Raw genomic sequence first — 24769 nt, forward strand, 5'->3', positions numbered from 1 at the left:
TGCGGCGGGCGCTCTGACGCCTACCGATCGGTCCTCGTGAAGTCCATCGTCATCCACGCCGGCCTCCCCAAGACGGGCACCTCGGCGGTCCAGGCCTTCCTCAACACCCACATCGAGGAGCTCGCGCGGACCGGCATCCACTACCCGCGTCACAGTGTCGACACGAACGGCATCAGTGCCGGCAACGCAGGGGCGCTCATGGAACGCTCCGGCCATCTCTTCGTGGCCTCGCCGCGGGAGGTCGCCACGACGCTCGCAGAGTTCGAGGCCAGTGGCTGCCACACCCTCCTGCTCTCCTCGGAGGCCTTCCTCCCCGAGCTTCCCGGGATCGCCGACCTCCTGCCGCCTCAGGCCCGGTTCGTGCTGTACGTCCGCGACCCGCTCGCCTTCCTCGAGTCCGACTACAACCAGCGGGTCAAGCGGCTCGGGCACGTCGAGCCGTTCGTGGCGGAGCCCGCCGCCTACGGCGGGTGGCTGGGCCATCAGCACCTCTACAACGCCCTCGACTCCGAGGCGGTGCGGTCCCGGCTGGTCCTCCGGCCCTACCTCCCCGAGCTCTTCGTCGGCGACAACCTGCTCACCGACCTGCTCGACACGGCCGGTATCGAGACCGCCGGGCTCGGCGACCTGGCGTTGCAGCGGGTCAACCTCTCCTACTCGCTGCACGCGCTCGAGATCAAGCGTGCCCTCAACGTGCTCCCGCTCGGGCAGCATCTGCAGGAGCGGCTCGACGTACACCTCCAGTCCTGCCCGCTCGGGCCGACCGCCTACACCCTGATGCCGCCCGCCGACCACGAGCGGCTCCGGAAGATCGCCGACGACGAGCTGCGAACGCTGGCCTTGCGCTACGGCATCGACGCCCTCGAGCCCATGCGTGAGCTGCTGCGGGACAAGGAGCCGAAGCCCTTCTACCCGCAGCAGCTCACCGACGACGAGGTCGACGCCGTCGTCCGGCACATCGCCAGCGTCGGCAAACGCCTCACCCGCCGGATCGCCCAGGTCATCGTCGAGCACCCGGAGATCGAGCTGGCCTATCCCTCGCTGCGCGATTCGTTCGCCGCCGTTGCTGCGGAGCTCGGTGAGGAGCCCGGGGCCGTGGGGCGGCGTCGGTGGTGGCGGCGGCGTTGAGCCGGGATCGCCAGAGGCGTCAGGCCAGATCAGCGACGACGATGGTGTGGTTGTCCGGCTCCCCGGCGGCGACCACGGCGGCAGCGACCGCCTCCGCGACCTCCTGAGGACCTGCCTCCGCCGTGATCAGAGCGTCCAGGTCGTCGACGTAGGAGTGGACGCCGTCGGTCGTCAGCACCAGTCGGTCGCCGGGCAGCAGGTCGAGGGTGATCTCATCGGCGACGACCCCGGGCACGAGAGCCCGGTTGAGCACCGCCCGGTGCTCGTGGGATCGGGCCTCGTCGGCGGTGAGCTGACCGGCCTCGACCATGGCCGCGACCACCGTGTGGTCGTGGGTGATCTGTCGTACGTCACCGTCGCGCACCAGGACGACACGGCCGTCGCCGATGTGGGTGATCCGTGCCGTCGAGCCGTGCAGGTCGACCGCAGTGAGGGTGGTGCCGGCCTTGGTCACGTCACGGGCGACCTCGGTGATCGCGTTGGCCAGGCCCCCGGCGGCGTACGCGGTCAGAGCCGCGCCGGCGAGATCGTCACGCCCGCCGAAACCGTCGGCTACGGCGATCAGCTCGGGGGTGACCAGGACGGCGTCCTGCTGGGTGGCCCGGCCACCCTGTTCGTGGCTGACGCCGAACTCCGCGTGCAGTCTGTCGGTGGTGGTGGTCATCGGTCGTGCCTCGTTCCTCATCGAGTGGACGAGGACGGAGACCATGGAGCGACGCGTGGCGGTGTCGGCCTCGACCTGACGCCAGTAGGTCTCGACCTCGGCCGCCGCACGAGCAGCAGGCATGTCGACGACCTCGCGGATCCGGGCCAGCGGCATCCCGACCAGCCGCAACGACGCCACCAGACGGGCTCGTTCCACCTGGTCCGGTGCATACCGGCGATAGCCCGAGACCGCGTCCACCTCGGCAGGAAGCAGCAGACCGAGGTCGTCGTACAACCTCAGTGCCTTCGGCGTCAGCCCGGTCGCCCGGGCGAAGTCGCCGATGTTCACAAGCCCCTCCGGGCGCTCGCTCATGGTCACCATCCTCCCCGGTGAAGGTCACCGGTGGAAGCAGATTGGCGCTTCCCCTTGGGTCAAGCTCAAGGCCCGCTTGCGCTCACGGATAGGTTCACCTCCATGAAACTGCGTGCGCGGGCGCTCGAGCTGCTCGTCTTCACCGTCGGTGCCGGCACTCTGGGATCCGAGATGGCAGCGGCTCGCCTCCTCGCTCCTTGGTTCGGCGACTCGACGATCGTGTGGGCCAACACGATCGCGACGGTGCTGGTCGCGCTCGCGATCGGCTACTCCGTCGGCGGCCGGCTCGCCGACCGGAACCCGAACTCTGCCGGCCTGGCCAAGATCGTGCTGTTCGCCGCTCTGCTGCTGGCTGCCGTGCCGTTCGTCGCCAAGCCGTTCCTTCCGTTGGCGGTCAGGGCGGTCGAGCAGCTCAGCATCGCCACGTTCGCCGGCTCGCTGGTCGGGGTGGGAGTCCTGCTCGCTTTCCCACTGTTCCTGCTCGGCATGGTCAGCCCGTACGCCGTCCGACTGAGCGTCGAGTCCGTCGAGGACTCCGGCCACGCAGCCGGGCGGCTCTACGCGATCTCGACGATCGGCTCGCTGGTCGGCACCTTCGCCGCCTCGCTGTTCCTCATTCCCGTGGTCGGGACGCAGCGTACGTTCTTGATCTTCGCCTTCCTGATCGCGCTCGCCACGATCCCGCACCTGGTCCGCAGGGACTCGGCCAAGTCCGCGCTGCCCGCAGTGCTCGTCCCGATCGTGATCCTCGGCCTCACCGCGCTGCCGACCGGGTCGGTCAAGACCGTGACCAGCAACGGCGGCGAGGTGATCTGGGAGAAGGAGACGGAATACCAGTACGCCCGCGTGGTGGAGTACGACGACGGCACCCGCTACCTCGAGCTCAACGAGGGTCACGCCGTGCACTCGGTCTACACCGAGGACGAGTGGCTCACCGGTGCCTACTGGGACGAGATGCTCTCGCTGTCGTACGCCGGTGCGAAGGCCCCGAAGTCGGTGGCGATCCTGGGGTCGGCCGCCGGGACGACCGCGCGCCAGTTCGGCCACTTCGCCCCGGAGACCCGGGTGGACGCCGTCGAGATCGACGAGGACGTCACCAAGGTCGGCCAGGAGCTCTTCGACCTGAAGGACCAGCCGAACCTCCACCTCCACACCGCCGACGCCCGCCCGTGGCTGCAGAAGCAGACCCGGAAGTACGACGCGATCATGGTCGACGCCTACCACCAGCCCTACATCCCGTTCTACCTGACCACGAAGGAGTTCTTCGCGCTGGCGAAGGACCACCTGAACCCGGGCGGGGTGCTCGTCGTGAACTCAGCCCACCCGGAGGGCTCGACAGCGCTGGAGAAGGTCCTCACGGCAACCCTGCGTACCTCGTTCGGTGAGGCGGTGTGGCGGTCGGACTCCGGCCCCACCAACACCCACCTGATCGCGACCGTCGACCCGGAGGCCGACCCCGTCACCAGCCTCACCGCGACCGCTGCGTCGCAGCCCGCCGACCTCGCCGGCGCCCTCACCGACTCCGCCGCCCGGCTCGAGCCTGCGGTCCGAGGCGGGACGGTCTATACCGATGACGTCGCGCCGGTCGAGTGGCTCACCGACCTGAGCCTGCTCGAGGTTGCCTGACCCGCTCGGTCGCTTCACCTCCCCGATCGGGGTCTTGCGCAGGCACCCGACGCAGACCTGGTCGGGGGCGACCCGGCTGAGCCGCCGCGGCGGCAGCACGTGCCACGTACCGAGGCGACGGCCGCACATGGTCGACACGTAGCCGTTGGTCTTCTTACCCGAGCGAAGGTGCCAGAAGCTGCCCCGGTCGGTCCGGTAGACCAGCGGATCCTTGGACAGGACCGGCGGCCTCTCGCTGGACCCCATGCTGAGTCTTGCGTCTACGAACACGAATTCCCCCCAAGGAATGTCGATGGCTCTCGTCGTTGAGTGCCTCGAGACGCCGGTCTCCAGCGGGGGCCAGGTTGCCCAACGCCCCGAGGCTTCTTCGACCCTAAGTCCACTCATTGCAATGGGTCAAGGCTTAAAAGGTGGGGCTATGCCGCTATTCGGGATCTGTACGGCTCAGTAACGTGTTCTCCCATGAGCAACCCTCGTCCGCGCGGCCTGCCGAAATACCTCCACGTGGCCGACTACCTGCGGGCCCTGATCGACGACGGCACCTACCAGCCGGGCGAGCGTCTACCGACCGAACCCGAGCTGATGGACACCTTCCCCTACGACCGCGCCACGATCCGGCGAGGCCTGGCGGTGCTCCGCAACGAGGGCCTGATCACCAGCGAGCAGGGTCGCGGCGTCTTTGTACGCGACGCCACCAAGACCCGCTACGACCTGATGAGCATGCTGATCACCGACCGCAGCCACCCGGCGAAGCCGGACGCGGCCTACAACCAGCCGCCGCGCGGTCCCGACGACGGCCTCTCGGTCGAGCACACCTACGAGGTGATCGCCGCCGGCGAGAAGCTGGGGGCGGCCTTCGAGCTCGACCCGCGCAGCGAGCTGCTCAGCACCACCTTCACCTTCTACATCAGCGGTGACGACACCGCCGAATACCGCACCACGGCCTACATCCCCTACCCGCTGGTCATCGACACCCCGCTCGCCACCCCGTCCGACGACTGGCCGCAGCCGCCGATCAAGGACCTGCTGGCCACCGTCGGCGTCACGGTCACCACCGTCGCGATGGACATCGAGTCACGGATGCCGACCCCGCAGGAGACCTACGACCTGCAGATCCCCGACGGCACCCCCGTGCTGTCCGACCGGCGTCGCTTCCTCGCCGACGACCGGGTCGTCTGCATCACCGACTCCGTCGGCGTCGCCGACCGGATCGTCTACGGGCTGGACCTCAAGCTGCAGTGATCCAGCGTCACGCGAGGTCGTGGACGAACTCGCTGAGCTGGGTGAGATTGCGGCACTCCCGCATCTCGATGATCGATCCGTAGCGGGTCGCCTCGGAGTCGCCGGTGTCCCACTGCGTACGAACCTCGGGGTTGAGCCAGTAGGAGTGCCGCGCCGACTCGGCCATCGCGCGCAGCGAGTCGACGGCGAGGTCGGAGTAGTTGGAGCGGGCGTCGCCGAGGATCAGCAGGGACGACTTGGGGCCGAGGGCGTCGGCGTGGCGCTCCTGGAAGAGGGAGAAGGCCCGACCGTAGTTGGTGCGCCCCATCCGGGCCGCGTGCTCGGTCGCCTTGGTCAGCTCGGTCATCGTGTCGACCAGGTCGGCGCCGGCCTTGAAATAGGGCGTGACCTCGTGGATCTCGTCGACGAAGGTGAACGCGCGCACCTTGCCGAACTGCTCCCGCAGCGCGAAGACCAGCATCAGTGTGAAGGTCGCGAAGTTGGAGACCGACCCCGACACGTCGCACAGGATCACCAGCTCGGTGCGGTGCGGACGCTTGGGCCGGAAGCGCAGGTCGACGGGGACGCCGCCGGTGGACATCGAGGACCGGAGCGTACGCCGCAGGTCGACCGCTCCGCGCCGGCGAGCGTGATGCTCCTGGGTGAGGCGCGTCGCCAGCCGACGGGCCAGCGGGTAGATCTCGCGCCGGAGCGCCTCCAGGTCGGCGCGGCGGGCGTGCAGGAAGTCGAGCTTCTCGATGGTGGGGCGGACCGCGATCTTGGCGATCTGCTCGGGGCCCTTCTCCTCCGCGATCCTCCGTCGCGCGTCGGCTTCGACGAGACCCTCGAAGCGGTTCACCCGCCGGGTGCCGACGCGCGCAGCCTCCTCCTCGGTCCAGCCACCCTGCTGGAGGCCCTCGATGAGGCGTGCCGTCAGCTCGTCGGTGGAGAGCCGGCGCAGCGCGGTGTAGGACGACCACGAGCTCAGGCCAGGGCCGCGGCCGGGCATCGCGCCGAAGCGTGCCACCGCCTCGGCGGCCAGCTGACGGAGCATCTCGGCATCGTCGGCCGCCAGCGCCTCCGCCAGCCGCTCGGTGAACTCGGACAGGGCCTCCGGGCCGTCCTTCGCCACCCCGGCGGCCTCCGCATCAGCATCCATCCCGGAACCGATCATCCGGGGGAAGTAGAGCTCGAAGAGGCCGTCGAAGGTGGCCCGCTGGTTGGCGCGCTTGACCAGGGTCGCGGCGTACGCCTCTCTGACCTGGGTCCGGTCGTTCCAGCCGATCAGGCCCATGGCCGTGACCGCATCGAGGCCCTCGGAGAGCGACACCGGCAGCCCCGCTCCCCGAAGGGCTTCGAGGAACTCGATGTGCCGGTCGAGGAGGGTCACCTCTTCAACCGCAGCTCTCGGACGGCCCGGTCGACGTCGGAGGAGTGCTTGAGGACGACGCCGAGCGTGTCGGCGACGGCCTTGTCGGAGAGGTCGATGATCTCCAGCGCGATCAGGGTGCGCGCCCAGTCGACCGACTCGGCGATGCTCGGGGACTTCTTGAGCTCGAGCTCGCGCAGCCGCCCGACGACCGCGACCAGCTGGCGGGCGACCTTGTCGTCGAGGCCGGGCACCTGGGAGAGCACGATGTCGCGTTCTCGGTCGGCGTCGGGGTAGTCGAGGTGGAGGTAGAGACAGCGTCGCTTGAGCGCCTCGGAGAGCTCACGGGTGGCGTTGGAGGTGAGCACGACGAGCGGCCGACGGGTCGACGCCATCGTGCCGAGCTCGGGGATGGTCACCTGGAAGTCGGAGAGCACCTCGAGCAGCAGCCCCTCGACCTCGACGTCGGTCTTGTCGACCTCGTCGATGAGCAGGACGGTCGGCTCTTCGCGGCGGATGGCCGTCAGCAACGGGCGGGTGAGGAGGAACTCCTCGGAGAAGATGTCGTCGTGGGTCTCCTCCCAGGCCTGCCCGTCGTTGGCCGCCTGGATGCGGAGGAGCTGCTTCTTGTAGTTCCACTCGTACAGCGCCCGGGCCTCGTCGAGACCCTCGTAGCACTGCAACCTGACCAGCTCCGCCCCGGTCGCGCGGGTGATCGCCTTGGCCAGCTCGGTCTTGCCGACGCCGGCCGGCCCCTCGACGAGCACCGGCTTCTCCAGCGCCCCCGCGAGGAAGGTCGTCAGCGCGGTCGAGTCGTCCGCGAGGTAGCCGACGTCTCCCAGCCGGGTGACGGCCTCGGTGGGCGAGGAGAACCAGGACGACGTACGCGAAGGCATGACGCGACACTAGCGACTCTGCCCCCGGTCCGCTCCAGATGTCCGGATGGGACCTTCGTCATAGTGCCCGTCACCGTCGGACCTGTCGCTCGTTAGATACAGCGTGCACTCGGACACACCGCGACCGCTGACGCTTGTCGTCATCGCCATGAAGGTCTGCGCGCTGACAGCGCTGGCGGCCTTCTGCGTGGTCGCCGTCACCCGGCCGTCCGAGCCTCAGTCACTGGCGAAGAAGGAGCAGCCCGAGCTCGCCGCGATGCTCGAGCAGCACCACTGCGTCGCCCCTCCCACGATCGCGCCGTGGCGCCGGGAGAGCGCCATCATCCGCTCCCCGCTCGGCGAGCTGAAGCACGTCACCCTCGACGTCGGTCAGCTGATCGAGGAGGGCAAGGCCCGCGGCGAGCTGATCGCCTTCTGTGCCGACCCTGCCCCCTGAGCGTCGACGGGTCAGCTCGCCTCGGCGAGGGTGTTCGCGAACAGCCCGAGCACGCGATCCAGCGCCTCACGGTCGCCGTCGACCTTGAGCCCGGCCTCGGCGATCGCCGCATCCACGGGGAAGCCCATGAAGACCACCCCGGTCCACGCGGTCGAGTCGCCCGCGATGGTGACGTCGGCGTCCTCGAGCGTGCCCTCGGCGAGGTCGAACTGGTTGTCCTTCCAGATCAGCCGGAACTGCTGGGGGTCGGCGTCGGGGCGGCGTACGTCGGTCAGCTCCCAGGTGACGCTGATCGGCTCCGGCGTGGTCGCGGTGCCGGGAGGCACCATCGTGCGCATCGCCACCATCACGCCGCTGGGCGTCATCCCGGCGGACATCACCGGGAAGCGGGTGGAGCCGTGCGCCCAACGTCCGAGCGCCCCGAGGATCGACTCGAGCTCGCGGCCCCACGGCGTGAGGGCGTAGGCCGTCGTCTTGGTGATGTAGCCGAGCTCGGTCTCGACCACGACTCCGGCGTGCTCCAGGAACTGCAGCCGGTCCTTGAGCTCGTCGGTGCGGACCCCGATCACGGAGGACTCCAGGTCACGTGCGGTGCGCGGCCCGAACATCAGCTCACGCACCACGATCAGGCTCCACCGGTCACCGATCAGGTCCAGTGCGTGCGCGGCGGCGCACGCATCTCCCAGGTCCCCGTAGGTCAGGTTCAGGGTCACGTCGATCCTCTCCGAGTCAATTCGAACCCATCAAGGGTAGTGAGCCTGAACTACGCGTCATCAGTGCCAGAGGTCCCGGGCCTAGGCGACGGTCGCGTACGCAGCAGCCACCCTCTCCACAGCCCGCCTGTCGCCCTCGATGTCGATCGCGCCAGCGGGAACCCCGGCGAAGACCACGCCGGCCCACGCCGACGAGTCGCCGATGACGGTGGTCGTGGGCGCATCGTCCGCACCCTCGGTCAGCTCGAAACGGTCCGCGTCCCAGTGCAGCCGGTAACGGCGTACGCCTGCGGCGGGGCGCCGCTCGTCGTGCAGCTCGATCGCGATCCGGACCGGCCCGTCGCGCCAGTCGGCCATCGTGGCGTAGGGCGCCATCGTGCGCATCGCGACGATCACCCCGTCGGGAGTCATGCTCCCGTCCTCCACCGGGAAACCGGGCGAGCGCTGCGCCCAGCGGCCGAGCGAACGCATCACGTCCTCCAGCCCCTGCCCCCACTCGGTGAGCCGGTAGACGCGGGTCTTTCCGAGGTCGTCGAGCTGCGCCTGCTCGACGACGCCGCTGTCGCGCAGCGCCTTCAACCTGGAGGTGAGCACGGCGGGCGTGATCCCGACGACGGCCGAGGCCAGGTCCGCGAACCGGCGCGGGCCGAGCATCAGCTCACGCGCGATCACCATGCTCCACCGGTCCCCGATGACGTCCATGGCGTGCGCGGTCGCGCAGGCATCGCCCAGGTCGGCGTACGTCTGCTTCTTCGGCATCGATCCTCCAAACTCTCTTCACAAGAGTATCAACTATGTTTAACGTAGTCAGTGACCACCACCTCACTCCCGACCACCAACGACTGCTGCCACTGAGGAGACCCCGATGCGTACGACGATCGCCCTGCCCACCCGCGACCGAACCCGGTCGCACGTCTTCCTCCGGGACGGCCTCGGCCTCGAGACTCCCGGCGACCCCGCCGAGGACGGGGTGCCCGAACCGCTCCGCGCGACGCTGTCGGAGACGTGCGAGGTGATGATGATCCCGACCGGCGGGTTCAAGTGGGTCACCGGCCAGCTCGGGGACGAGCCGATGGACGCAGCAACCCTGCCCGCTCCCGAGGATCTGAAGCAGTGCCTGGTCACCATCCAGCTCGGCTCGCGCGAGGAGGTCGAGGATCGCTATGCGGCCGCGACAGCTCTCGGCCGCGGCGTGCTCGGGCCGGAGGCCGCACCCTGGGGCGAGTATCGAGCGGTCGTCGCGGACCCCGACGGCCATCTCTGGCAGCTGACGTCCCACTGAGGCCCGGTCGTGCCGCCCCTAGAATCTCCCTATGGCCGGAGACGACACGCGGATGCTGCTGCTGGGGGCGGTGGCGCTGTTCGAGCCCGTCAACGGCTACCAGATCCGGCGCGAGCTGATGTCGTGGCAGGTCGACCAGTGGGCCAACATCAACCCGGGCTCGATCTACCACGCGCTGACCTCACTCTCCGAGAAGAGCCATCTGACCAGGCACGATCTGGTCGACAACGGGCGTACGGTCGCGGTCTACGAGATCAGCGACAGCGGCCGCGCGGAGCTGGAGCGCCTGGTCACCCGTTCGTTGGAGGCGGTCGACGCCTACCACGGCGTCTCCTTCTACGCGGGGTTCTCGCTGATGCCACTGCTGGAGCGGCCGGCCGCGGTCCGGCACCTGAGCGTCCGCCTGAAGAACCTCGAGCGCACGATCAAGGAGCTCGACGCCGCCGCCCGGGTGAACGCCCGGATGGCGCCGCCCCACACCGTCGCCGGCCTGCACCTCCAGATCGACAAGCTCCGCGCCGAGCGGTCGTGGCTGGTGGAGGTGCTGGACGACGTACGCAGCGGCAAGCACTTCTTCGCCGGCGACGCCCCCGGTTGGGTGCCCGCCGATGACGACCCCGGGTGGCAGATGGACGCCGACCGGAAGCGCTACCGGGAGATGCTGCGCCGCTGAGCCGGGGCGGTCGCGCGGAACTGGTTTGACATCGTGTGGTCAAAATTGAACACTCCGGGTATTCAACTTTGAACAGCCCGGTAAATCGGGTGATTGTTGTCCGTGGTCCGTGCTTGTCTGGACTCGCACGCACAAGGGAGTGACACATGATTCACGCACGCGGCCTGAGGCACACCTTCGCCTCCGGCCATGGCAAGCAGAAGAGAGAAGTCGTCGCGGTCGACGGGGTCGACCTCGACGTCGAAGAGGGCGAGGTGGTCGGCTTCCTGGGCCCGAACGGCGCCGGAAAGACCACCACCCTGCGCATCCTCACCACCCTCCTCAAGCCCACGGCCGGCACCGCCACCGTGGCCGGCTTCGACGTGGCCAGGCAATCCGTGGAGGTGCGTCGGAGCATCGGCTACTGCTCCCAGGTCGGATCGACGTTCTCCGGGGCCTACGCCGGTGACGAGGTCGTCGACCACGGCATGCTCTACGGGATGTCCAAGAAGGACGCCACCGCCCACGGTCAGGCGCTGTTCGAGCGGCTCCAGCTCGACGGTCTGTGGCGGCGCAAGCCACGCAACATGTCCGGTGGCCAGAAGCGCCGCCTCGACATCGCGATGGCGCTGATCCATGCGCCGAAGCTGGTCTTCCTCGACGAGCCGACCACCGGGCTCGACCCGCAGGCGCGGGCCAACCTGTGGGACCACATCGCCTCGCTGCGTACGGATCACGGGGCGACGGTCTTCCTGACCACCCACTACCTCGACGAGGCCGACGCGCTCGCCGACCGGCTGGTGGTCATCGACAAGGGCCGCATCGTCGCCAACGACACCCCCGAGAACCTCAAGGCAGCCGTCTCCGGCGACCTGGTCTCCCTGGAGGTCGCCACCGACGAGCAGGTCGCGATCGCGCGCGACAAGCTCGGCTCGATCTCGGAGAGCGTCGAGATCGACGAGCGGCTGGTCAGCGGCCGGGTGCCGCGTGCCGGCAAGGCAGTCCCCGGACTGCTGCGCGACCTGGAGTCCAGCGGCGTCTCGCTGGAGTCGATCGAGATCGCCCGCCCCACCCTGGACGACGTCTTCCTGACGCTGACCGGACGCACCCTGCGCGACGCCGAGGCAGGCTCACCCGAGCCCGATGAGGCCACCGTGGCCACCGGGTCCACCACGCAGAGCCAGGAGGTGAAGTGATGACCGAGTTCCAGCAGCCTGTCCTCAAGTCCGGTTTCTTCCGGGAGTCGATGGTCGTCTTCAACCGCCAGCTGCGGATGAACCTCCGCAACCCGGCATGGGTGCTCATCGGCGTGATGCAGCCGATCCTCTACCTGCTGCTCTTCGGTCCGCTGCTCGAGCCGCTGATCGACGAGCTCGGCGGCAACGCCTACAACTGGTTCGTCCCCGGCATGCTCGTCCAGCTCGGCATCTTCGGGGCGATGTTCGCCGGCTTCTCGCTCATCGGCGAGTGGCGTGAGGGCGTCATCGAGGCGGAGCGGGTCACCCCGGCATCGCGTGGAGCGCTGCTGTTCGGGCGCCTCTACCGCGACCTGCTGCAGATCCTGGTGCAGGCGATCATCCTGGTTGCTCTCGGCCTGGTGATGGGGATGGACTTCAAGCCGGTCGGGATCCTCGTCGGGATCGCGATCACCGTGTTCATCGGTGGCGCGGGAGCGGCCGCCTCCAACGCGTTCGCGCTGCTCGTGAAGAGCGAGGACGTGATGGCGCCGGTGACCAACATGCTGCTGATGCCGATCCTGCTGCTGTCGGGCATCTTCCTGCCGATGAGCTTCGGCGCCGGGTGGCTCGAGGCGCTGGCCGACGTCATCCCGACCAAGCACATCGTCGACGCGGTGCGCGCCTCGTTCTTCGGCGACCTCGGCATGGCCGACATCGGTTGGGGTCTCGGCTGGACCGTCGTCCTGTTCGCGCTGGCGGTCTGGTGGGGCATCTCCACCTTCCGCAAGGAGAACGCCTGATCTCAGCGGAAACACCGGCGTCCTCTCAGCGGTGACTCAGCGAGGGGTGGCAAGGTAGGAGTGTGAACAGCCCTGCCACCCCCCGTGAGGGGTCCAGCGAGAGCCTCGACGACAAGCCGCACGTGCTCGTCGTCGATGACGACAAGGCCGTGCGCGAGTCGCTGCGCCGGTCGCTGGAGTTCAACGGCTACGTGGTCGCCCTGGCCGGCGACGGCGCCGAGGCGCTCGCCGGCATCGCCAACCACGGACCCGACGTGGTCGTGATGGACGTGATGATGCCCCGTCTCGACGGCATCGAGGCCACCAAGGCGCTGCGTGCCGCCGGCAACGACGTACCCATCCTGGTGCTCACCGCCCGCGACGCCATCGGCGACCGCGTCGACGGCCTGGACGCCGGGGCCGACGACTACCTCACCAAGCCGTTCGCGCTCGAGGAGCTGCTGGCCCGGTTGCGCGCGCTGCTGCGCCGGGCCGCGCCGATCGGCGAGGAGGACGAGGAGACCCTGTCCTTCGCCGACCTCACCATGAACACCACCACCCGCGAGGTGACCCGGGGCGAGCGGTCGATCGAGCTCACCCGCACCGAGTTCACGCTCCTGGAGATGTTCCTGCGCCGGCCCCGCCGCGTACTCGATCGGTCCTTCATCCTCGAAGAGGTGTGGGGCTACGACTTCCCGACGACGGCCAACTCGCTGGAGGTCTACGTCGGCTACCTGCGGCGCAAGACCGAGGCCGAGGGCGAGGCTCGGCTGATCCACACCGTGCGCGGCATCGGCTACGTGCTGAAGGAGCCGTGAGCAGCTCCGTGACCACGTCGGCCACCGGCTCGCGCTACCGCGGCTCCCTGGCCGGCCGGGTCACCTTGCTGACCACTCTCGCCGTCGCCGGCTCGATCGCGCTGATCGCGACGGGTCTCTACTTCGCTGTCCGCATCCAGCTCCAGGCCAACATGGACGAGTCGCTGCTGAAGCGAGCCACGGCAGCTGCGGAGAACCCGTTGCTGATCCGCAACACCCGCACCGGGGAGACCGTCCCGACCTGGGTCCTCAATGCCAGTGACATCCAGGTCGCGGAGGTGAGCGACCACGACTCCTGGTCGCCGACGCAGAAGAGCTTTCCCCGACCGGGCCCGCCCGAGGTGAAGGTCGCCACGCGGGAAGAGCCGATGATGGTGCGCACCATCACCACCGGGGACGGCGCCTTCCGAGTTGTGACGGTGCCGATCTCCGGCAGCGATACGGCGCTGATGCTGGCCCAGTCGCTGGAGCCACAGCACGCGATGTACAAACGACTCGGGCTCGTCGTGCTCTTCTTCGGCGCTGCCGGGGTCATCGCCTCGGCGCTCGCCGGATGGGTGGTCGCCGTGGGTGGTCTGCGTCCGGTGAGGCGGCTGACCGCATCGGTCGACCGGATCGCGACCACCGAGGACCTCACCCCGCTCCCGGTCGAGGGCGACGACGAGATCGCCCGGCTGGCCACCTCGTTCAACCGGCTGCTCGCGGCGGTCACCGCGTCCCGGGACCGGCAGCGACAGCTGGTGGCGGACGCCTCCCACGAGCTGCGTACGCCGCTGACCTCGCTCCGCACCAACGTCGAGCTGCTCACCCAGGCCGATGCCTCCATCTCCGGCGAGCAGCGGTCCGAGCTGCTCGGCGACATCCGTGCCCAGATCGAGGAGCTCACCAACCTGATCGGCGACCTCGTCGAGCTCGCTCGCGACGAACCCGCCGAGCCGACACTGGAGACGATCGATCTCTCCGAGGTGGTGGAGCGCGCGCTGTCCCGCGTACGGCTGCGGGCGCCGTCGGTGACCTTCTCCGACACGATGACGCCGTGGTGGGTCATGGGCGATTCCAGCTCGTTGGAGCGTGCGGTCACCAACCTGCTGGACAACGCTGCCAAGTGGTCACCCGAGTCGGGGACCGTGCACGTCGCCCTGAGCGACGGTGAGCTCACCGTCGACGACGAGGGACCGGGCATCGCCGAGGACGACCTCCCCCACATCTTCGACCGCTTCTACCGCTCGACCGAGGCTCGCTCGATGCCCGGGTCCGGACTCGGGCTCGCTATCGTCCGGCAGGTCGCCGAGCGCACCGGCGGGTCGGTCTCGGCCGCCCGCTCCCCGCACGGCGGCGCACGAATGATCCTGCGCCTGCCCGGCTCGACCACACCCCGGCCGACCGAACCGCCCACGGCGGTGCTGAACAATTGAGGATCACTCGATGAAGTACGCCACCCTGGCGCCAGTCATGCTGGCGCTGCTCTCGCTCGCTGCCTGTGGGGCCGAGGAGCCCACCGCCCCGTCGGCGTCCGCGTCGGCATCGGCTTCGGGTTCGGACCACTCCGCGAAGGAGACGTTCAACCCGTGCGACGGGCTCGACATCGCGCCGGTCGAGAAGGCGCTCGGCGCCCAGCTCCGCGTCGAGAAGGGCACCTCGGCGGCACCCCGCTGCGCCCTCCTTCCCGAGAAGTCGGGCGGGACTGCCTACGAGCTGAACTATCTGCCCTTCAACGGCACTCTCGCGGAGGCCTGGAAGAGCATGGACGTGCAGTCCGGCAAAGTCAGCGAGCCCGAGGTCGAGGGTGCCGATGACGCCCGGCTGGTCAAGCAGCAGGGCGTCAGCTCGTACGCCGTCACCGGCTTCGTCCAGAACGGCAACCTCATCCAGAGCTTCAACTCCGTCGACCTGGAGCCCTACGACGGCGACGCCATCGACCGCGCCGCCCAGGCTCTCCTCGAGCAGCTCAGCGCCAACGCCCCCTAGCCGAAGCGTCAGCCCCGTCGGCCGAAGCGTCAGGCGCGTCGACCGAGACGTCACGCATTGCCAGCTCGACCGACGCAAGCGACGTATCGGCCGGCCGGAGTGACGCCTCGGGCGACCTGGCTGACCTTTCGGCCGACGTACGTGACGCCTCGGCTAGGGCTTCTTCGTCTCGCGCCAGGAGCGCTCGAAGGGGAGGCGCCAGGCGTGCGGGGCGATCAGCTGGTGGATCGAGTTGGGGCCCCAGGAGCCGGGAGCGTAGAGGCGCACCGGCGGCGGGTTGTCGAGGAGTGGCTGGGAGATCTCCCAGAGCGTCTCGATGCCCTCGGCGGTGGTGAAGAGCGTGTGGTCGCCGCGCATGGCGTCGTGGATGAGACGTTCGTAGGCCTCGAGGACGCCGGTCGACGAGGTCGTGTCCTGGGTGGAGAACTGCATGGACAGCTTCTCCAGCTTCATCCCCGGCCCGGGGCGCTTGCCGTAGAACGACAGCGACATCTTCGACTGGTCGGCCAGGTCGAAAGTCAGGTGGTCGGGGCCCTGGGTGCCGGCGCCGGAGTTGGACGGGAACATCGTCAGCGGCGGCTCCTTGAACGCGATCGAGATGATCCGCGCGCCCTCGGCCAGCTTCTTGCCGGTGCGCAGGAAGAACGGCACACCGGCCCAGCGCCAGTTGTCGATGATCACCTTCATCGCGATGAAGGTCTCGGTGTCGGAGTCGTCGGCGACCTCGTTCTTGCCGCGGTAGCCGGAGTATTGTCCGCGGACGACGTTCTTCGGCTTCAGCGGCTGGATCGAGCGGAAGACCTTGTTCTTCTCCTCGCCGATCGGGTCGGGAGCCAGCGAGGTCGGGGGCTCCATCGCCATGAAGGCGAGCACCTGCATCAGGTGGGTCACGACCATGTCGCGGTAGGCGCCGGTGCTCTCGTAGAACGCGGTGCGTCCCTCCAGCCCGAGCGTCTCGGGGATGTCGATCTGGACGTGGTCGATGAAGTTGCGGTTCCAGATCGGCTCGAAGAGTCCGTTGGCGAAGCGGAAGGCCAGGATGTTCTGGGCGGCCTCCTTGCCGAGGAAGTGGTCGATCCGGAAGATCTGCTCCTCGGAGAAGACCTCGTGGATCTTCGCGTTGAGCTCCTTGGCCGACGCCAGGTCGGTGCCGAAGGGCTTCTCCATGATGATCCGGGCGCGCTCGACGAGGTCGGCCTCCTCGAGCTGACGGATCACGTCCTGCGCGGCCTTGGGCGGGACACTGAGGTAGTGGAGGCGGCGTACGTCGTTGCCGGCTCCCTGGAGCTTCTTCTCGGCGAGCTTCACCGCGTCGGCGAGCGCGTGCGGGCCTTCCTTGGTCGAGACGTAGGAGAGCATCCCGCCGAAGGCCTTCCACCGCTCGTCGGTGATGTCGCCCTTGCCGAACTCCTCGCAGGCCTCGCGTGCGAACGCGACGAAGTCCTCGTCGGACATCTCCTCCAAGGAGGTGCCGACGATCTGGGCGTCGGTCATCAGCCCGGCCTCGTTCAGTCTGAGGAGGCCAGGAAGGAGCTTGCGGCGCGCCAGATCACCTGTCGCACCGAAGAGCACGATCACATGTGGCAGGGCGTTGTCATCGATGGTGGCCATGATGAGTCCACGGTAGTCCTCGTTTTATGAACGTTCCAATAGACAGCGGCCGCCGTCTCAACGTGTCGCCGTCTTTTCACCTGTTTGGTCATCTGCCGAGTGCAGCACGCACTCGGTCGGCCTTCAACCGTGCCTCGGCAGCCTCGTCGGCGACCTCGGATCTGACCGTGATCCCGCCTCCGGTGCCGATCCGCCAGGTGTGGGTGTCGTGGGTCGTCAAGGTGCGGATGATGACGCCCAGGTCGGCCGGGCCGTCGCCGGAGATCCAGCCGAAAGCACCGGCGTACGCGGCTCTCGGCCCGCCCAGCTCACGCTCTGCCCGCTCGATGACCTCCATCGTGCGCAGCTTCGGCGCGCCGGTCATCGATCCGGCAGGAAAGAGCCTGCGCAACGCCTCGATCGTGCTGATCTCGTCACGGAGACGGCCCGTGACCGTGGTGACGAGCTGGTGGACGGTCTCGTAGGACTCCACCTGCATCAGCCCGGGCACCTCGACCGTCCCCGGCTCGCAGACCATCGCCAGGTCGTTGCGGAGCAGGTCGGTGATCATCAGGTTCTCGCTGCGGAGCTTGGGATCGGTCCGTAGGTGCTCGGCGTTTGCAGCATCCTCCTCTGCCGTGGCGCCGCGCGGGGTCGTTCCCTTGATCGGTCTGGTCTCGATCGTGCGGTCCGCCGCGACGAGCGCATACCGCTCGGGGCTCGAGCTCAGCAACCACGCCGCATGACCGGCGACGTCGTGCTGGAGGAACCCGGCGTACGGCGCCGGGTTGATGCTCCGGAGCCGCAGGTAGGTCGCCACCGGGTCGGCGGGACCGTGGACGGTGACGCGATAGGTCAGGTTCGCCTCGTACGTGTCACCCGCCCGCAGAGCTTCCTGAACCTGGTGGAAGGCGTCGGCGTAGGCGGCATCTCGGGGTAGTCCGGGAGCGAACTGCCTATTACTGGCCGGTATATGGGCAGCTCGCTCCCGGACTACCCCGAGATGGTCGAACATCCGCACATGCGACGGCCGCATCCAGACGGCATCCGGTACGTCTTGCGACGGTGTCGCGGGGAGATCGGGGCGGCAGGCGTAGCCGAAGTAGCCGAACCACTGCTCCCCCGGGCCGACCTCGCGTTCGAGGACCTCCCAGATGTCGTCGCCGACGACCTCGGACCGGCCTCCGGCATGGCGGAGCACCTCGCGGCGCGAGGCCGAGTAGGTCAACGAGACGTCGTCGTCCTCCAGCCAGCCGATCAGGGAGCGGCGGCCCGACCACTCGCGCGCGCCGCCGCCGTCGAGCCACACGCAACGAGGATGAGCGGCGGCCACCTCGGCGAAGAGGTCTTCGACCGTGGCCTCAGGCATGTCGGCCCAAGAAGTTCGCGACCATCGCCGCGCCGTGCTGGGAGAGCACCGACTCGGGATGGAACTGGACGCCCTCGAGCGGCAGCGACCGGTGACGTACGCCCATCACGACCCCGTCCTCGGAACGGGCCGTCACCTCCAGGACGTCGGGCACCGAGACGGCGGCGAGCGAGTGGTAGCGGACCGCCTCGAGCGGCGAGGGAAGGCCCGCGAAGACGCCGCGACCGTCATGGGTCACCTGCGCGACCTCACCATGAGCAGGCTCGATCCGGTCAACGACGCCGCCGTAGGCGGTCACCAGGCCCTGCATCCCCAGGCACACCCCGAGGACCGGCCGCCCCGCGTCCAGGAGTACGTCACGCCCGACCGCGAAGTCCGCCGGGTCGGCCGGGTGGCCGGGGCCGGGCGAGAGCACCACATGGGTGTAGCCGGCGAGGTCGCCCAGCTTCACCTCGTCGTGCTCCACGACGTCCGGAAGTGCCCCGCTGACCTGGGCGATCATGTGGACGAGACTCCACACGTAGGAGTCGTGGTGGTCGACCACGACGATGTCGCTCATTGCGGTAGGAGGTCGCTGACGACGTCGTGGATGAGGTCGTACCCACGCTCGGTGAGGACCGACTCCGCATGGAACTGGATGCCGGCGTAGTGGGGTCCCGAGATCGCGTGGATGTCACCGGTCTCGGGGTCGGCGTCGACCGACACCCCTGCGGGCAGCTCGGCGGAGCCGACGCGCCCGACGAAGGTGTTGTAGAAGCCGACCCGCTCGCGCCGGGGCCGCCCGCCGAACCCGAGGCCGACCCGGGTCTGGGTGCCCTGGAAGACGATGTCCTTGTAGTGCAGCCCGATCCCGAGCTGATGGCACAGCGCCTGGTGCCCGAGGCAGACCGCCAGGAACGGCTGCTCGGTCTCGAGCAGCGACGCCACGGCGGCACGCAGCTTGGCCATCTTCGGATCGGCATCGTCGCGCGGGTCACCCGGACCGGGGCCGACGATCACCAGATCAGCGCCGTCGAAGGCACCGTCGGCGTAGTCCTCGTGACGCACGACGGACGAGCTCATGCCGAGCACCCGCAGGACGTGGCGCAGCATGCGGACGAAGTCGTCCTCGCCGTCGAGGATCACCGCGTGCTTGCCGGCGAGATGGGCCGACGGCTCCTCGTCGGCCTGGTCGGTGAGCCAGAAGGAGGAGAGCCGTCGGTTGCGCGCGGCCAGGGTCAGCAGCAGGTCCTCGTCGTTGACCAGCTCCGAGACGTCCTGAGCGAGCGCCGGCGCGGCCGGCACCAGCCCGAAGGCCGACAGGATCCCGCCGGCCTTGGCGTGCGTCTCGGCGACCTCGTAGTCGGGGTCGGAGTCGCGTACCAGTGTCGCTCCCGCGCTCACCTTCAGCCGGCCGTCGACCGACACGTCCGCGGTGCGGATCACGATCGGCGAGTCGACGGTCGGCGCGCCGGACTCGTCACGGCCGAGCAGCGCGAGCGCAGCGGCGTAGTAGCCGCGGCCCTCCGGCTCGTACTTCTTGATCATCCGGCACGCGTTCTCCACCGGCGAGCCGGTCACGGTCGCGGCGTACATCGTGTCGCGCAGGATCTCGCGCGGGTCGCGACCGGAGCGGCCGGCGAGCAGGTATTCGGTGTGGATCAGCCGCGACATCGGCTTCAGGAACGGGCCGAGGACCTGGCCACCCTGGTCGCAGATGTCGCACATCATCTTGAGCTCCTCGTCGACCACCATGAAGAGCTCGTAGACCTCCTTCTGATCCGTCAGGAAGTCGGTCAGCTGCCCCTTGAGGTCGTGGGCGATCTTCTCCGGCGTTCCCTCGAGGTCGCGCGGCAGCCGGAAGGTGCCGGAGATAGGGTTCATCCGGACGTCGCCGCCGTGGACGCTCACGTGACGCTCCGGGCTCGCCCCGATCAGGTAGCGGTCGCCGGTGAAGAAGCAGTAGGTCCAGTACGCCCCGCGCTCGCGCTCCAGCAGACGACGCAGCACGGTGAGCGCGCGGTCGTGGTTCCAGTCGGCGAGCTGTGCGCGGTAGTGGCGGCCGATCACGAAGTTGGCGCCCTCGCCCTGGCCGATCTCGTCCTCGATGACCGTCTTGACCAGGTCGGCGTAGGTGTCGTCGTCCACGTCGAAGCCACCACGGTCTTCGAACTCCACCGGTACGTCGGGCAGCGCCTCGATCACCTCCGCGACCGAGAACTCCCACTCGCGCTCGACGTCGACGACCACCAGCGGGGTGCCGTCGTCGTGGGCCTCGAAGCCTCGCTCGCTGACCTGCCGGAACGGCACCGCGAGCAGCCGGTCGGCGACCTTCCCGGGCTCCGGGATGCCCTCCTCGAGAGGTACGTCGAGCAGCGACTCCACCACCGACCGCGTGCCCGCCAGCATCCCGACCGTGTCCCGGTCTCCTGCCCGCGAGGAGCGCCGGATGATCGCCCACGCCTCGTGCCCCGTGATCTCCTCGATCGCGGTTCGGGCAGGCGTGTTCGTCGTCATGGGATGAGCCTAATCCGCACGCTCGCGCGTGACCGATTCGATTCGGATGGTGGGCCGCGTGCAACCCCGCAGCGTCCCCGATCCGTTGTCAGTGCGTGAGACGTTCCCACGACGCCGAATTCGAGGCCTTCGTACGCCGCCACCGAGCGCAGCTCGTCGGCACCGCCCGGCTGCTGACCGCCGGCGACGCCCACCTGGCCGAGGACCTGGTCCAGACGACCCTGGTCAAGGTCTACCTGGCCTGGGGGCGAGCCTCCCAGCAGCCCGCTGCGTACGCCCGCCGCACCCTGGTCAACTGCCTGACCGACCACCGCCGGCGCCCCTTCTTCCGACGGGAGCACGGCGCGGTCTCGCTGCCCGAGGCTCCCGTCGAGGATCCGGCGATGGTCGATCCGGAGCTGGTCGCGGCGCTGGCCGAGCTGCCACCCCGGCAGCGCGCGGCCGTCGTGCTCCGCCACGTCCACGACCTCTCGGTCGACGACGTCGCCGATGCGCTGAGCTGCTCGACCGGAACGGTGAAGTCCCAGACGGCACGCGGCCTCGACAAGCTCCGCACGCTGCTCACCCCCACCCAACTGACAGGAGACTCCCGATGAACGACGTGATCGACCGCCTCGCCCGTCTGACCCCCGCCGCCTCACCGACGGACGACACCACCGCCGACCTCCGCCGCGGCCATCGCGCCCTCTCCCGTCGCCGGATCAAGCGCGCCGCCCTCGGCGGCGCCGCTCTGACCCTCGCGGTCGGGGGCGCCTTCGGCGGGATCGCGCTGACCTCGGGCAACGAGGGAGCGCCGACGGTCCAGGCCGCCGACAACGTACGCCTGGTCGACTACGACGGCGCCCAGATGCCGGGCTACACCGTGGCGAAGGTGCCCGAGGGGTTCGTGCTGCAGGGCTCCGACCAGTACGTCCTCGCCGTCGCCCGCCCCGACGACACGTCCTCGATCAGCGACTTCCAGGACAAGATCGTGGTGACGCTCGAGTCACCCTCGTCGCCGGCCGAGGGCGCCACCGACACCACCGTCAACGGCCAGCCGGCCACCATCGTCACCAACTCCGAAGGCACGACGACGCTCAAGTACGCCTACCGCGACCTCACCGTCGTCATCCAGGTGTGGGAGAGCATCCACCTCACCGACGAACAGCTCGTCGAGTTCGCCGAGGGCATCGAGGTCACCGCCGACGCCAAGCCCTCCCACGGCTGACCCGAGTCGGCGCAACTGTCCCAGATCTGATCGCCGAGTCGGCGCGATTGCCCCAACAACGTGGGACAGTCGCGCCGACTCGGGCGCTCTGGGTGGGACAGTCGCGCCGACTCGGCGCAATTCGACGGGACAGACGCGCCGAGTCGGCGATGACGGCTAGGCTCCGCCGGTGGGAGTCAACGACTTGAGCAATGAGGACTTCGAGCGGCTCTATGGGCGCTGGGCCTCGCACACGCCGGCCGACGTGGCCGCACTGTTCGCCGGTTATCCCGGCGTCTGGTGGATCGCCGGCGGCTGGGCGGTCGAAGCCTTCACCGGCGTACGTCGCGAGCACGAGGACATCGACGTCAGCGTGCTCCGCGAGGAGCTGCCCAGCCTGAGGAAGCACCTGGCGGGACGCTTCGACGTATGGGCAGCCGGCACGACGGCACTGCGGCCACTGCTCCCCGACGATGATCCCGACGGCGCCGCGGACGATGTCCTCTGGGAGACCGAGGGCCAGATCTGGCTGCGCCGGAGCGCTCGAGAACCGTGGGAGTACGACCTGCTGCTCAACCCGGGCACCACCGATGAGTGGGTCTACCGGCGTGAGGAGTCGATCCGGATGCCGATGTCCGAGGCGGTCTGGGAGCGCGACGGGATCCGTTACCTGCAGCCCGAGATCCAGCTCCTCTACAAGGCTCCAGGGCTACGAGCCAAGGATCAGCTCGACTTCGACAGCACCCTGCCACTGCTCGACGACCGACGGCGCCACTGGCTGCGGCGCGCGCTCGAGCAGACCGTGCCCGACCACCCCTGGATCGCGACGCTCTAGTCAGGAGACAGTCGTCAGGAGCTGGGTGGCACGGGTGAGGACGACGTAGAGCGTGGCGCGGCCGGTGGCCGACTCGCGCTCGATCTCGTCGGGGCTCACGACGACGATGCCGTCGAACTCGAGGCCCTTGGTGTCCAGGCCGGTGAGGACGACGATGCGGTCCTCACCGGAGGGCACCGAGGTGGGGTCGGCGGCAGAGGCAGCAGCCGACGGCGCGTCGGCCGCGAACTCCGACCACGACGCCAGCCACGCGTTGACCTCGGAGCGGCGAGCGACCGGGACCACGATGCCGACGGTGCCACCGACCTGCCCCGCGATCTCGCCGACCGCCTCCCGGGTGGCCTTCTCCAGGTCGACCGCGTGCTCGATGACCTGCGGCTCGACCCCGGTCGACCGGACCGCGGTGGGCAGGTCGGCGTCGAGCCCGACCCGCTCGGCGTACGCGGCGGCGAAGGCGTAGATCTCGGCCGAGTTGCGGTAGTTCGTGGACAGGTGGAATGCGTGGACGGGCTTGCCCTCGAGCGCCTTGGCCCGCGCCGCTTCGGCCTCGGCACGCACCGGCCACGAGGACTGCGCGGGGTCGCCGACGATGGTCCAGGAGGCCGTACGTCCCCGGCGACCGACCATCCGCCACTGCATCGGGGTGAGGTCCTGGGCCTCGTCGATGAGAATGTGGGCGAACGGGTCGTCGTCGATGCGGTAGGTCGGCGGGCGCCAGCCCCGGCGCGAGGCGAACTCGCGGTCGGAGGCGGTCATCAGCTCGGCGATGTCGATGCCGCTCTGGTCCTGGTCGCGCTCGTCGGCGGCCTGCTCAGGGATGTCGCCGATCGCGTAGCGGAGCTCGTCGAGCAGCGGGATGTCCTCGATGGCCAGGTCCGCATCGGTCAGCCCCCGGCCGGCCCACGACTTGAGGAGCAGCTGCTGCTCGTCGTGCGACAGGATCCCCTCGGCGACCCGGGCCAGGAACTCGGGCTCACGCAGCCAGCCGAGCACCTCGCGTGCCTCGAGCGCCGGCCACCAGGCAGCGGCGAACTCGAGGAAGGCCGGGTTGTCGAGCATCTCGTCGTTGAAGGGCTCGCGACCGCGCTCGCGACCGCGGTCGCCGCGTACCTGACGCCAGAGGAGGTCGAGAAGCAGTTGAGGTACGCGGCGCAGCTGCTGGTTGCGCCGTCCCTGGTTCATCAGCTGACGGCGCAGGTCGCCGAGCCGCTTCGCGTCCAGACGCAGCGAGTCGTCGCGGTAGAAGACCTTGAACTCGCGCGGCGACCCCGGCGCCTGCTGGCGCGCCGCGCGCCGCAGCACCTCGGCCATCCGCGCCGAACCCTTGACGTCGGCGACGGCAGGGTCGTTGTGCCAGGTCGCGCGTACGCCGTCGACGACCTCACCCAGCGACCGCAGCGCCACCGCGGTCTCGCCGAGGCTCGGCAGGACGCGCTCGATGTAACGCATGAAGACGCCGGACGGGCCCACGATGAGCACACCACCGGTCTCGTAGCGGCGGCGCTCGGTGTAGAGCAGGTAAGCAGCGCGATGAAGTGCCACGACGGTCTTGCCCACGCCGGGACCGCCGGAGATGGTCGTGACGCCCTTGCCCGGCGCCCGGATGGCCTTGTCCTGCTCGGCCTGGATGGTTGCGACGATCGAGTGCATCGTGCGGTCGCGGGCGCGGCTGAGCTGGGCGATGAGGGCGCCCTCGCCGACGATCGGCAGGTCGGCACCGGAGCGCTCCAGCGCCTCCGCGTCGAGCAGCTCGTCCTCGACGCCGACCACGTTCTGGCCCTCGGAACGGAGCACGCGCCGCCGGATCACCGACCGCGGCTCGACCGCCGTGGCCTGGTAGAACACCGCAGCGGCGGGCGCCCGCCAGTCGATCAGCAGCGAGTCACGGTCGGCGTCACGCAAGCCGATGCGGCCGACGTACCGCGGCTCCGGGTCGAGCTCCGGGTCGAGGTCGAGCCGGCCGAAGACCAGGCCCTCGTGAGCAGCATCGAGCTGCGCGATCCGTCGCGCCGCCTGGTAGGCGAACGCGTCGCGCTCGACCAGCCCGCCCTCGTGCCCCAGGCGTCCGCGGTCGCGGCCCTCGTTGGCCAGCTCCTGCGCAGCGCGCGCCGACTCCCCCAGCTGGAGGTAGACGCGATCTACGAAATCCTGCTCCTGAGCGATCTCGCGCTCAGCCAGCTTGTCGTTCAACTGGATGTTCCCCCGTCAC

The 24769-nt window shown here is 69.2% G+C and carries 24 protein-coding genes; 14 read left to right on the forward strand and 10 right to left on the reverse strand.

All coding sequences use genetic code 11. From position 1 onward, the window contains the following. Nucleotides 1–36: 36 nt before the first annotated feature. Nucleotides 37–1128: a hypothetical protein gene (locus tag WBG06_RS09720; RefSeq protein ID WP_336736381.1), complete on the forward strand. Its 1092-nt coding sequence runs from the start codon at nucleotides 37–39 to the stop codon at nucleotides 1126–1128. A 19-nt stretch (nucleotides 1129–1147) separates the two neighbouring features. On the opposite strand, the gene WBG06_RS09725 is transcribed toward WBG06_RS09720, so the two are convergent. Beyond that, entirely contained in the window at nucleotides 1148–2146 is a 999-nt protein-coding gene (locus WBG06_RS09725; protein WP_336736382.1) for a MerR family transcriptional regulator, read from the reverse strand. A gap of 102 nt (nucleotides 2147–2248) precedes the next feature. On the opposite strand from WBG06_RS09725, the gene WBG06_RS09730 reads away from it, so the two are divergent. Together WBG06_RS09730 and WBG06_RS09735 are read left to right on the forward strand one after the other, a co-directional pair. Beyond that, nucleotides 2249–3772 (forward strand): spermidine synthase, encoded by a 1524-nt coding sequence (locus tag WBG06_RS09730; protein ID WP_336736383.1) that lies wholly within the window; start codon nucleotides 2249–2251, stop codon nucleotides 3770–3772. A 462-nt stretch (nucleotides 3773–4234) separates the two neighbouring features. Beyond that, complete coding sequence (locus WBG06_RS09735; protein WP_336736384.1) at nucleotides 4235–5014, forward strand: GntR family transcriptional regulator; 780 nt, start codon at nucleotides 4235–4237, stop codon at nucleotides 5012–5014. Between the two features lie 7 nt (nucleotides 5015–5021). Here the strand turns inward: WBG06_RS09735 and WBG06_RS09740 are convergent, their stop codons facing one another. Together WBG06_RS09740 and WBG06_RS09745 are read right to left on the reverse strand one after the other, a co-directional pair. Then, a complete protein-coding gene (locus tag WBG06_RS09740) occupies nucleotides 5022–6383 on the reverse strand; it encodes a vWA domain-containing protein (protein WP_336736385.1) in 1362 nt (453 codons plus the stop codon). Beyond that, nucleotides 6380–7258 carry an AAA family ATPase gene (locus WBG06_RS09745; protein ID WP_336736386.1) on the reverse strand — a complete coding sequence of 293 codons (879 nt, stop codon included), beginning with the start codon at nucleotides 7256–7258 and terminating at the stop codon, nucleotides 6380–6382. The genes WBG06_RS09740 and WBG06_RS09745 overlap by 4 nt, the downstream gene beginning before the upstream one ends. 103 nt (nucleotides 7259–7361) lie before the next feature. Here WBG06_RS09745 and WBG06_RS09750 point away from each other — a divergent pair, with 103 nt between their 5' ends. Beyond that, entirely contained in the window at nucleotides 7362–7694 is a 333-nt protein-coding gene (locus WBG06_RS09750; RefSeq protein WP_336736387.1) for a hypothetical protein, read from the forward strand. 11 nt (nucleotides 7695–7705) lie between these two features. On the opposite strand, the gene WBG06_RS09755 is transcribed toward WBG06_RS09750, so the two are convergent. Together WBG06_RS09755 and WBG06_RS09760 are read right to left on the reverse strand one after the other, a co-directional pair. After that, entirely contained in the window at nucleotides 7706–8407 is a 702-nt protein-coding gene (locus WBG06_RS09755; RefSeq protein ID WP_336736388.1) for a winged helix-turn-helix transcriptional regulator, read from the reverse strand. A gap of 81 nt (nucleotides 8408–8488) precedes the next feature. Further along, the gene (locus WBG06_RS09760; protein ID WP_336736389.1) at nucleotides 8489–9166 is read right to left on the reverse strand and encodes a winged helix-turn-helix transcriptional regulator; all 678 of its coding nucleotides are present in this window, start codon (nucleotides 9164–9166) and stop codon (nucleotides 8489–8491) included. A gap of 106 nt (nucleotides 9167–9272) precedes the next feature. On the opposite strand from WBG06_RS09760, the gene WBG06_RS09765 reads away from it, so the two are divergent. The 7 genes from WBG06_RS09765 to WBG06_RS09795 all read left to right on the forward strand — a co-directional run bounded on the left by WBG06_RS09765 (nucleotide 9273) and on the right by WBG06_RS09795 (nucleotide 15084). Further along, nucleotides 9273–9689, forward strand: a complete 417-nt coding sequence (locus WBG06_RS09765; protein WP_165109983.1) for a VOC family protein — start codon at nucleotides 9273–9275, stop codon at nucleotides 9687–9689. Nucleotides 9690–9720: 31 nt separating this feature from the next. Continuing rightward, the gene (locus WBG06_RS09770) at nucleotides 9721–10362 is read left to right on the forward strand and encodes a PadR family transcriptional regulator (RefSeq protein WP_336736390.1); all 642 of its coding nucleotides are present in this window, start codon (nucleotides 9721–9723) and stop codon (nucleotides 10360–10362) included. A 146-nt stretch (nucleotides 10363–10508) separates the two neighbouring features. Further along, nucleotides 10509–11537 carry an ATP-binding cassette domain-containing protein gene (locus WBG06_RS09775; protein ID WP_336736391.1) on the forward strand — a complete coding sequence of 343 codons (1029 nt, stop codon included), beginning with the start codon at nucleotides 10509–10511 and terminating at the stop codon, nucleotides 11535–11537. Next, on the forward strand, nucleotides 11537–12319 hold the full coding sequence (locus WBG06_RS09780; protein WP_336736392.1) for an ABC transporter permease: 783 nt from the start codon (nucleotides 11537–11539) through the stop codon (nucleotides 12317–12319). Before WBG06_RS09775 ends, WBG06_RS09780 begins: the two co-directional genes overlap by 1 nt. A 62-nt stretch (nucleotides 12320–12381) precedes the next feature. Next, nucleotides 12382–13116, forward strand: a complete 735-nt coding sequence (locus WBG06_RS09785) for a response regulator transcription factor (protein WP_442945424.1) — start codon at nucleotides 12382–12384, stop codon at nucleotides 13114–13116. Then, entirely contained in the window at nucleotides 13113–14531 is a 1419-nt protein-coding gene (locus WBG06_RS09790; RefSeq protein WP_336736393.1) for a sensor histidine kinase, read from the forward strand. The genes WBG06_RS09785 and WBG06_RS09790 overlap by 4 nt, the downstream gene beginning before the upstream one ends. A 10-nt stretch (nucleotides 14532–14541) precedes the next feature. Beyond that, entirely contained in the window at nucleotides 14542–15084 is a 543-nt protein-coding gene (locus WBG06_RS09795; RefSeq protein WP_336736394.1) for a hypothetical protein, read from the forward strand. 153 nt (nucleotides 15085–15237) lie between these two features. Here WBG06_RS09795 and zwf read toward each other — a convergent pair whose 3' ends face one another. From zwf to WBG06_RS09815, 4 genes are all read right to left on the reverse strand, one after another. Then, entirely contained in the window at nucleotides 15238–16695 is a 1458-nt protein-coding gene (zwf, locus tag WBG06_RS09800) for a glucose-6-phosphate dehydrogenase (protein ID WP_336736395.1), read from the reverse strand. Nucleotides 16696–16783: 88 nt separating this feature from the next. Further along, nucleotides 16784–18043, reverse strand: coding sequence for an anthranilate synthase component I family protein (locus WBG06_RS09805; RefSeq protein ID WP_336736396.1), 1260 nt, complete (start codon nucleotides 18041–18043; stop codon nucleotides 16784–16786). Continuing rightward, entirely contained in the window at nucleotides 18036–18602 is a 567-nt protein-coding gene (locus WBG06_RS09810) for an anthranilate synthase component II (RefSeq protein WP_336736397.1), read from the reverse strand. Before WBG06_RS09810 ends, WBG06_RS09805 begins: the two co-directional genes overlap by 8 nt. Then, nucleotides 18599–20539, reverse strand: a complete 1941-nt coding sequence (locus tag WBG06_RS09815; protein ID WP_336736398.1) for an anthranilate synthase family protein — start codon at nucleotides 20537–20539, stop codon at nucleotides 18599–18601. The genes WBG06_RS09810 and WBG06_RS09815 overlap by 4 nt, the downstream gene beginning before the upstream one ends. A 95-nt stretch (nucleotides 20540–20634) precedes the next feature. Here WBG06_RS09815 and WBG06_RS09820 point away from each other — a divergent pair, with 95 nt between their 5' ends. The 3 genes from WBG06_RS09820 to WBG06_RS09830 all read left to right on the forward strand — a co-directional run bounded on the left by WBG06_RS09820 (nucleotide 20635) and on the right by WBG06_RS09830 (nucleotide 22560). After that, nucleotides 20635–21135, forward strand: a complete 501-nt coding sequence (locus WBG06_RS09820) for a SigE family RNA polymerase sigma factor (protein ID WP_336736399.1) — start codon at nucleotides 20635–20637, stop codon at nucleotides 21133–21135. Next, nucleotides 21132–21746 (forward strand): hypothetical protein, encoded by a 615-nt coding sequence (locus WBG06_RS09825; protein ID WP_336736400.1) that lies wholly within the window; start codon nucleotides 21132–21134, stop codon nucleotides 21744–21746. The genes WBG06_RS09820 and WBG06_RS09825 overlap by 4 nt, the downstream gene beginning before the upstream one ends. Nucleotides 21747–21915: 169 nt before the next feature. Continuing rightward, on the forward strand, nucleotides 21916–22560 hold the full coding sequence (locus WBG06_RS09830; protein ID WP_336736401.1) for a nucleotidyltransferase domain-containing protein: 645 nt from the start codon (nucleotides 21916–21918) through the stop codon (nucleotides 22558–22560). Here WBG06_RS09830 and WBG06_RS09835 read toward each other — a convergent pair whose 3' ends face one another. Continuing rightward, entirely contained in the window at nucleotides 22561–24750 is a 2190-nt protein-coding gene (locus WBG06_RS09835) for a HelD family protein (RefSeq protein ID WP_336736402.1), read from the reverse strand. Nucleotides 24751–24769 lie beyond the last annotated feature (19 nt).

The sequence above is a fragment of the Nocardioides sp. CCNWLW239 genome (assembly GCF_037137035.1).
Taxonomy (GTDB): Bacteria; Actinomycetota; Actinomycetes; order Propionibacteriales; family Nocardioidaceae; genus Nocardioides.

Excerpts from the sequence above, each read along its gene's own strand:
- WBG06_RS09735 (WP_336736384.1), top strand. The coding sequence starts at position 4,235 with ATGAGCAACCCTCGTCCGCGCGGCCTGCCGAAATACCTCCACGTGGCC.
- WBG06_RS09775 (WP_336736391.1), top strand. The coding sequence starts at position 10,509 with ATGATTCACGCACGCGGCCTGAGGCACACCTTCGCCTCCGGCCATGGC.
- WBG06_RS09795 (WP_336736394.1), top strand. The coding sequence starts at position 14,542 with ATGAAGTACGCCACCCTGGCGCCAGTCATGCTGGCGCTGCTCTCGCTC.
- WBG06_RS09770 (WP_336736390.1), top strand. The coding sequence starts at position 9,721 with ATGGCCGGAGACGACACGCGGATGCTGCTGCTGGGGGCGGTGGCGCTG.
- WBG06_RS09805 (WP_336736396.1), bottom strand. The coding sequence starts at position 18,043 with ATGCCTGAGGCCACGGTCGAAGACCTCTTCGCCGAGGTGGCCGCCGCT.
- WBG06_RS09745 (WP_336736386.1), bottom strand. The coding sequence starts at position 7,258 with ATGCCTTCGCGTACGTCGTCCTGGTTCTCCTCGCCCACCGAGGCCGTC.
- WBG06_RS09810 (WP_336736397.1), bottom strand. The coding sequence starts at position 18,602 with ATGAGCGACATCGTCGTGGTCGACCACCACGACTCCTACGTGTGGAGT.
- zwf (WP_336736395.1), bottom strand. The coding sequence starts at position 16,695 with ATGGCCACCATCGATGACAACGCCCTGCCACATGTGATCGTGCTCTTC.
- WBG06_RS09765 (WP_165109983.1), top strand. The coding sequence starts at position 9,273 with ATGCGTACGACGATCGCCCTGCCCACCCGCGACCGAACCCGGTCGCAC.
- WBG06_RS09725 (WP_336736382.1), bottom strand. The coding sequence starts at position 2,146 with ATGAGCGAGCGCCCGGAGGGGCTTGTGAACATCGGCGACTTCGCCCGG.
- WBG06_RS09730 (WP_336736383.1), top strand. The coding sequence starts at position 2,249 with ATGAAACTGCGTGCGCGGGCGCTCGAGCTGCTCGTCTTCACCGTCGGT.
- WBG06_RS09825 (WP_336736400.1), top strand. The coding sequence starts at position 21,132 with ATGAACGACGTGATCGACCGCCTCGCCCGTCTGACCCCCGCCGCCTCA.
- WBG06_RS09815 (WP_336736398.1), bottom strand. The coding sequence starts at position 20,539 with ATGACGACGAACACGCCTGCCCGAACCGCGATCGAGGAGATCACGGGG.
- WBG06_RS09760 (WP_336736389.1), bottom strand. The coding sequence starts at position 9,166 with ATGCCGAAGAAGCAGACGTACGCCGACCTGGGCGATGCCTGCGCGACC.
- WBG06_RS09780 (WP_336736392.1), top strand. The coding sequence starts at position 11,537 with ATGACCGAGTTCCAGCAGCCTGTCCTCAAGTCCGGTTTCTTCCGGGAG.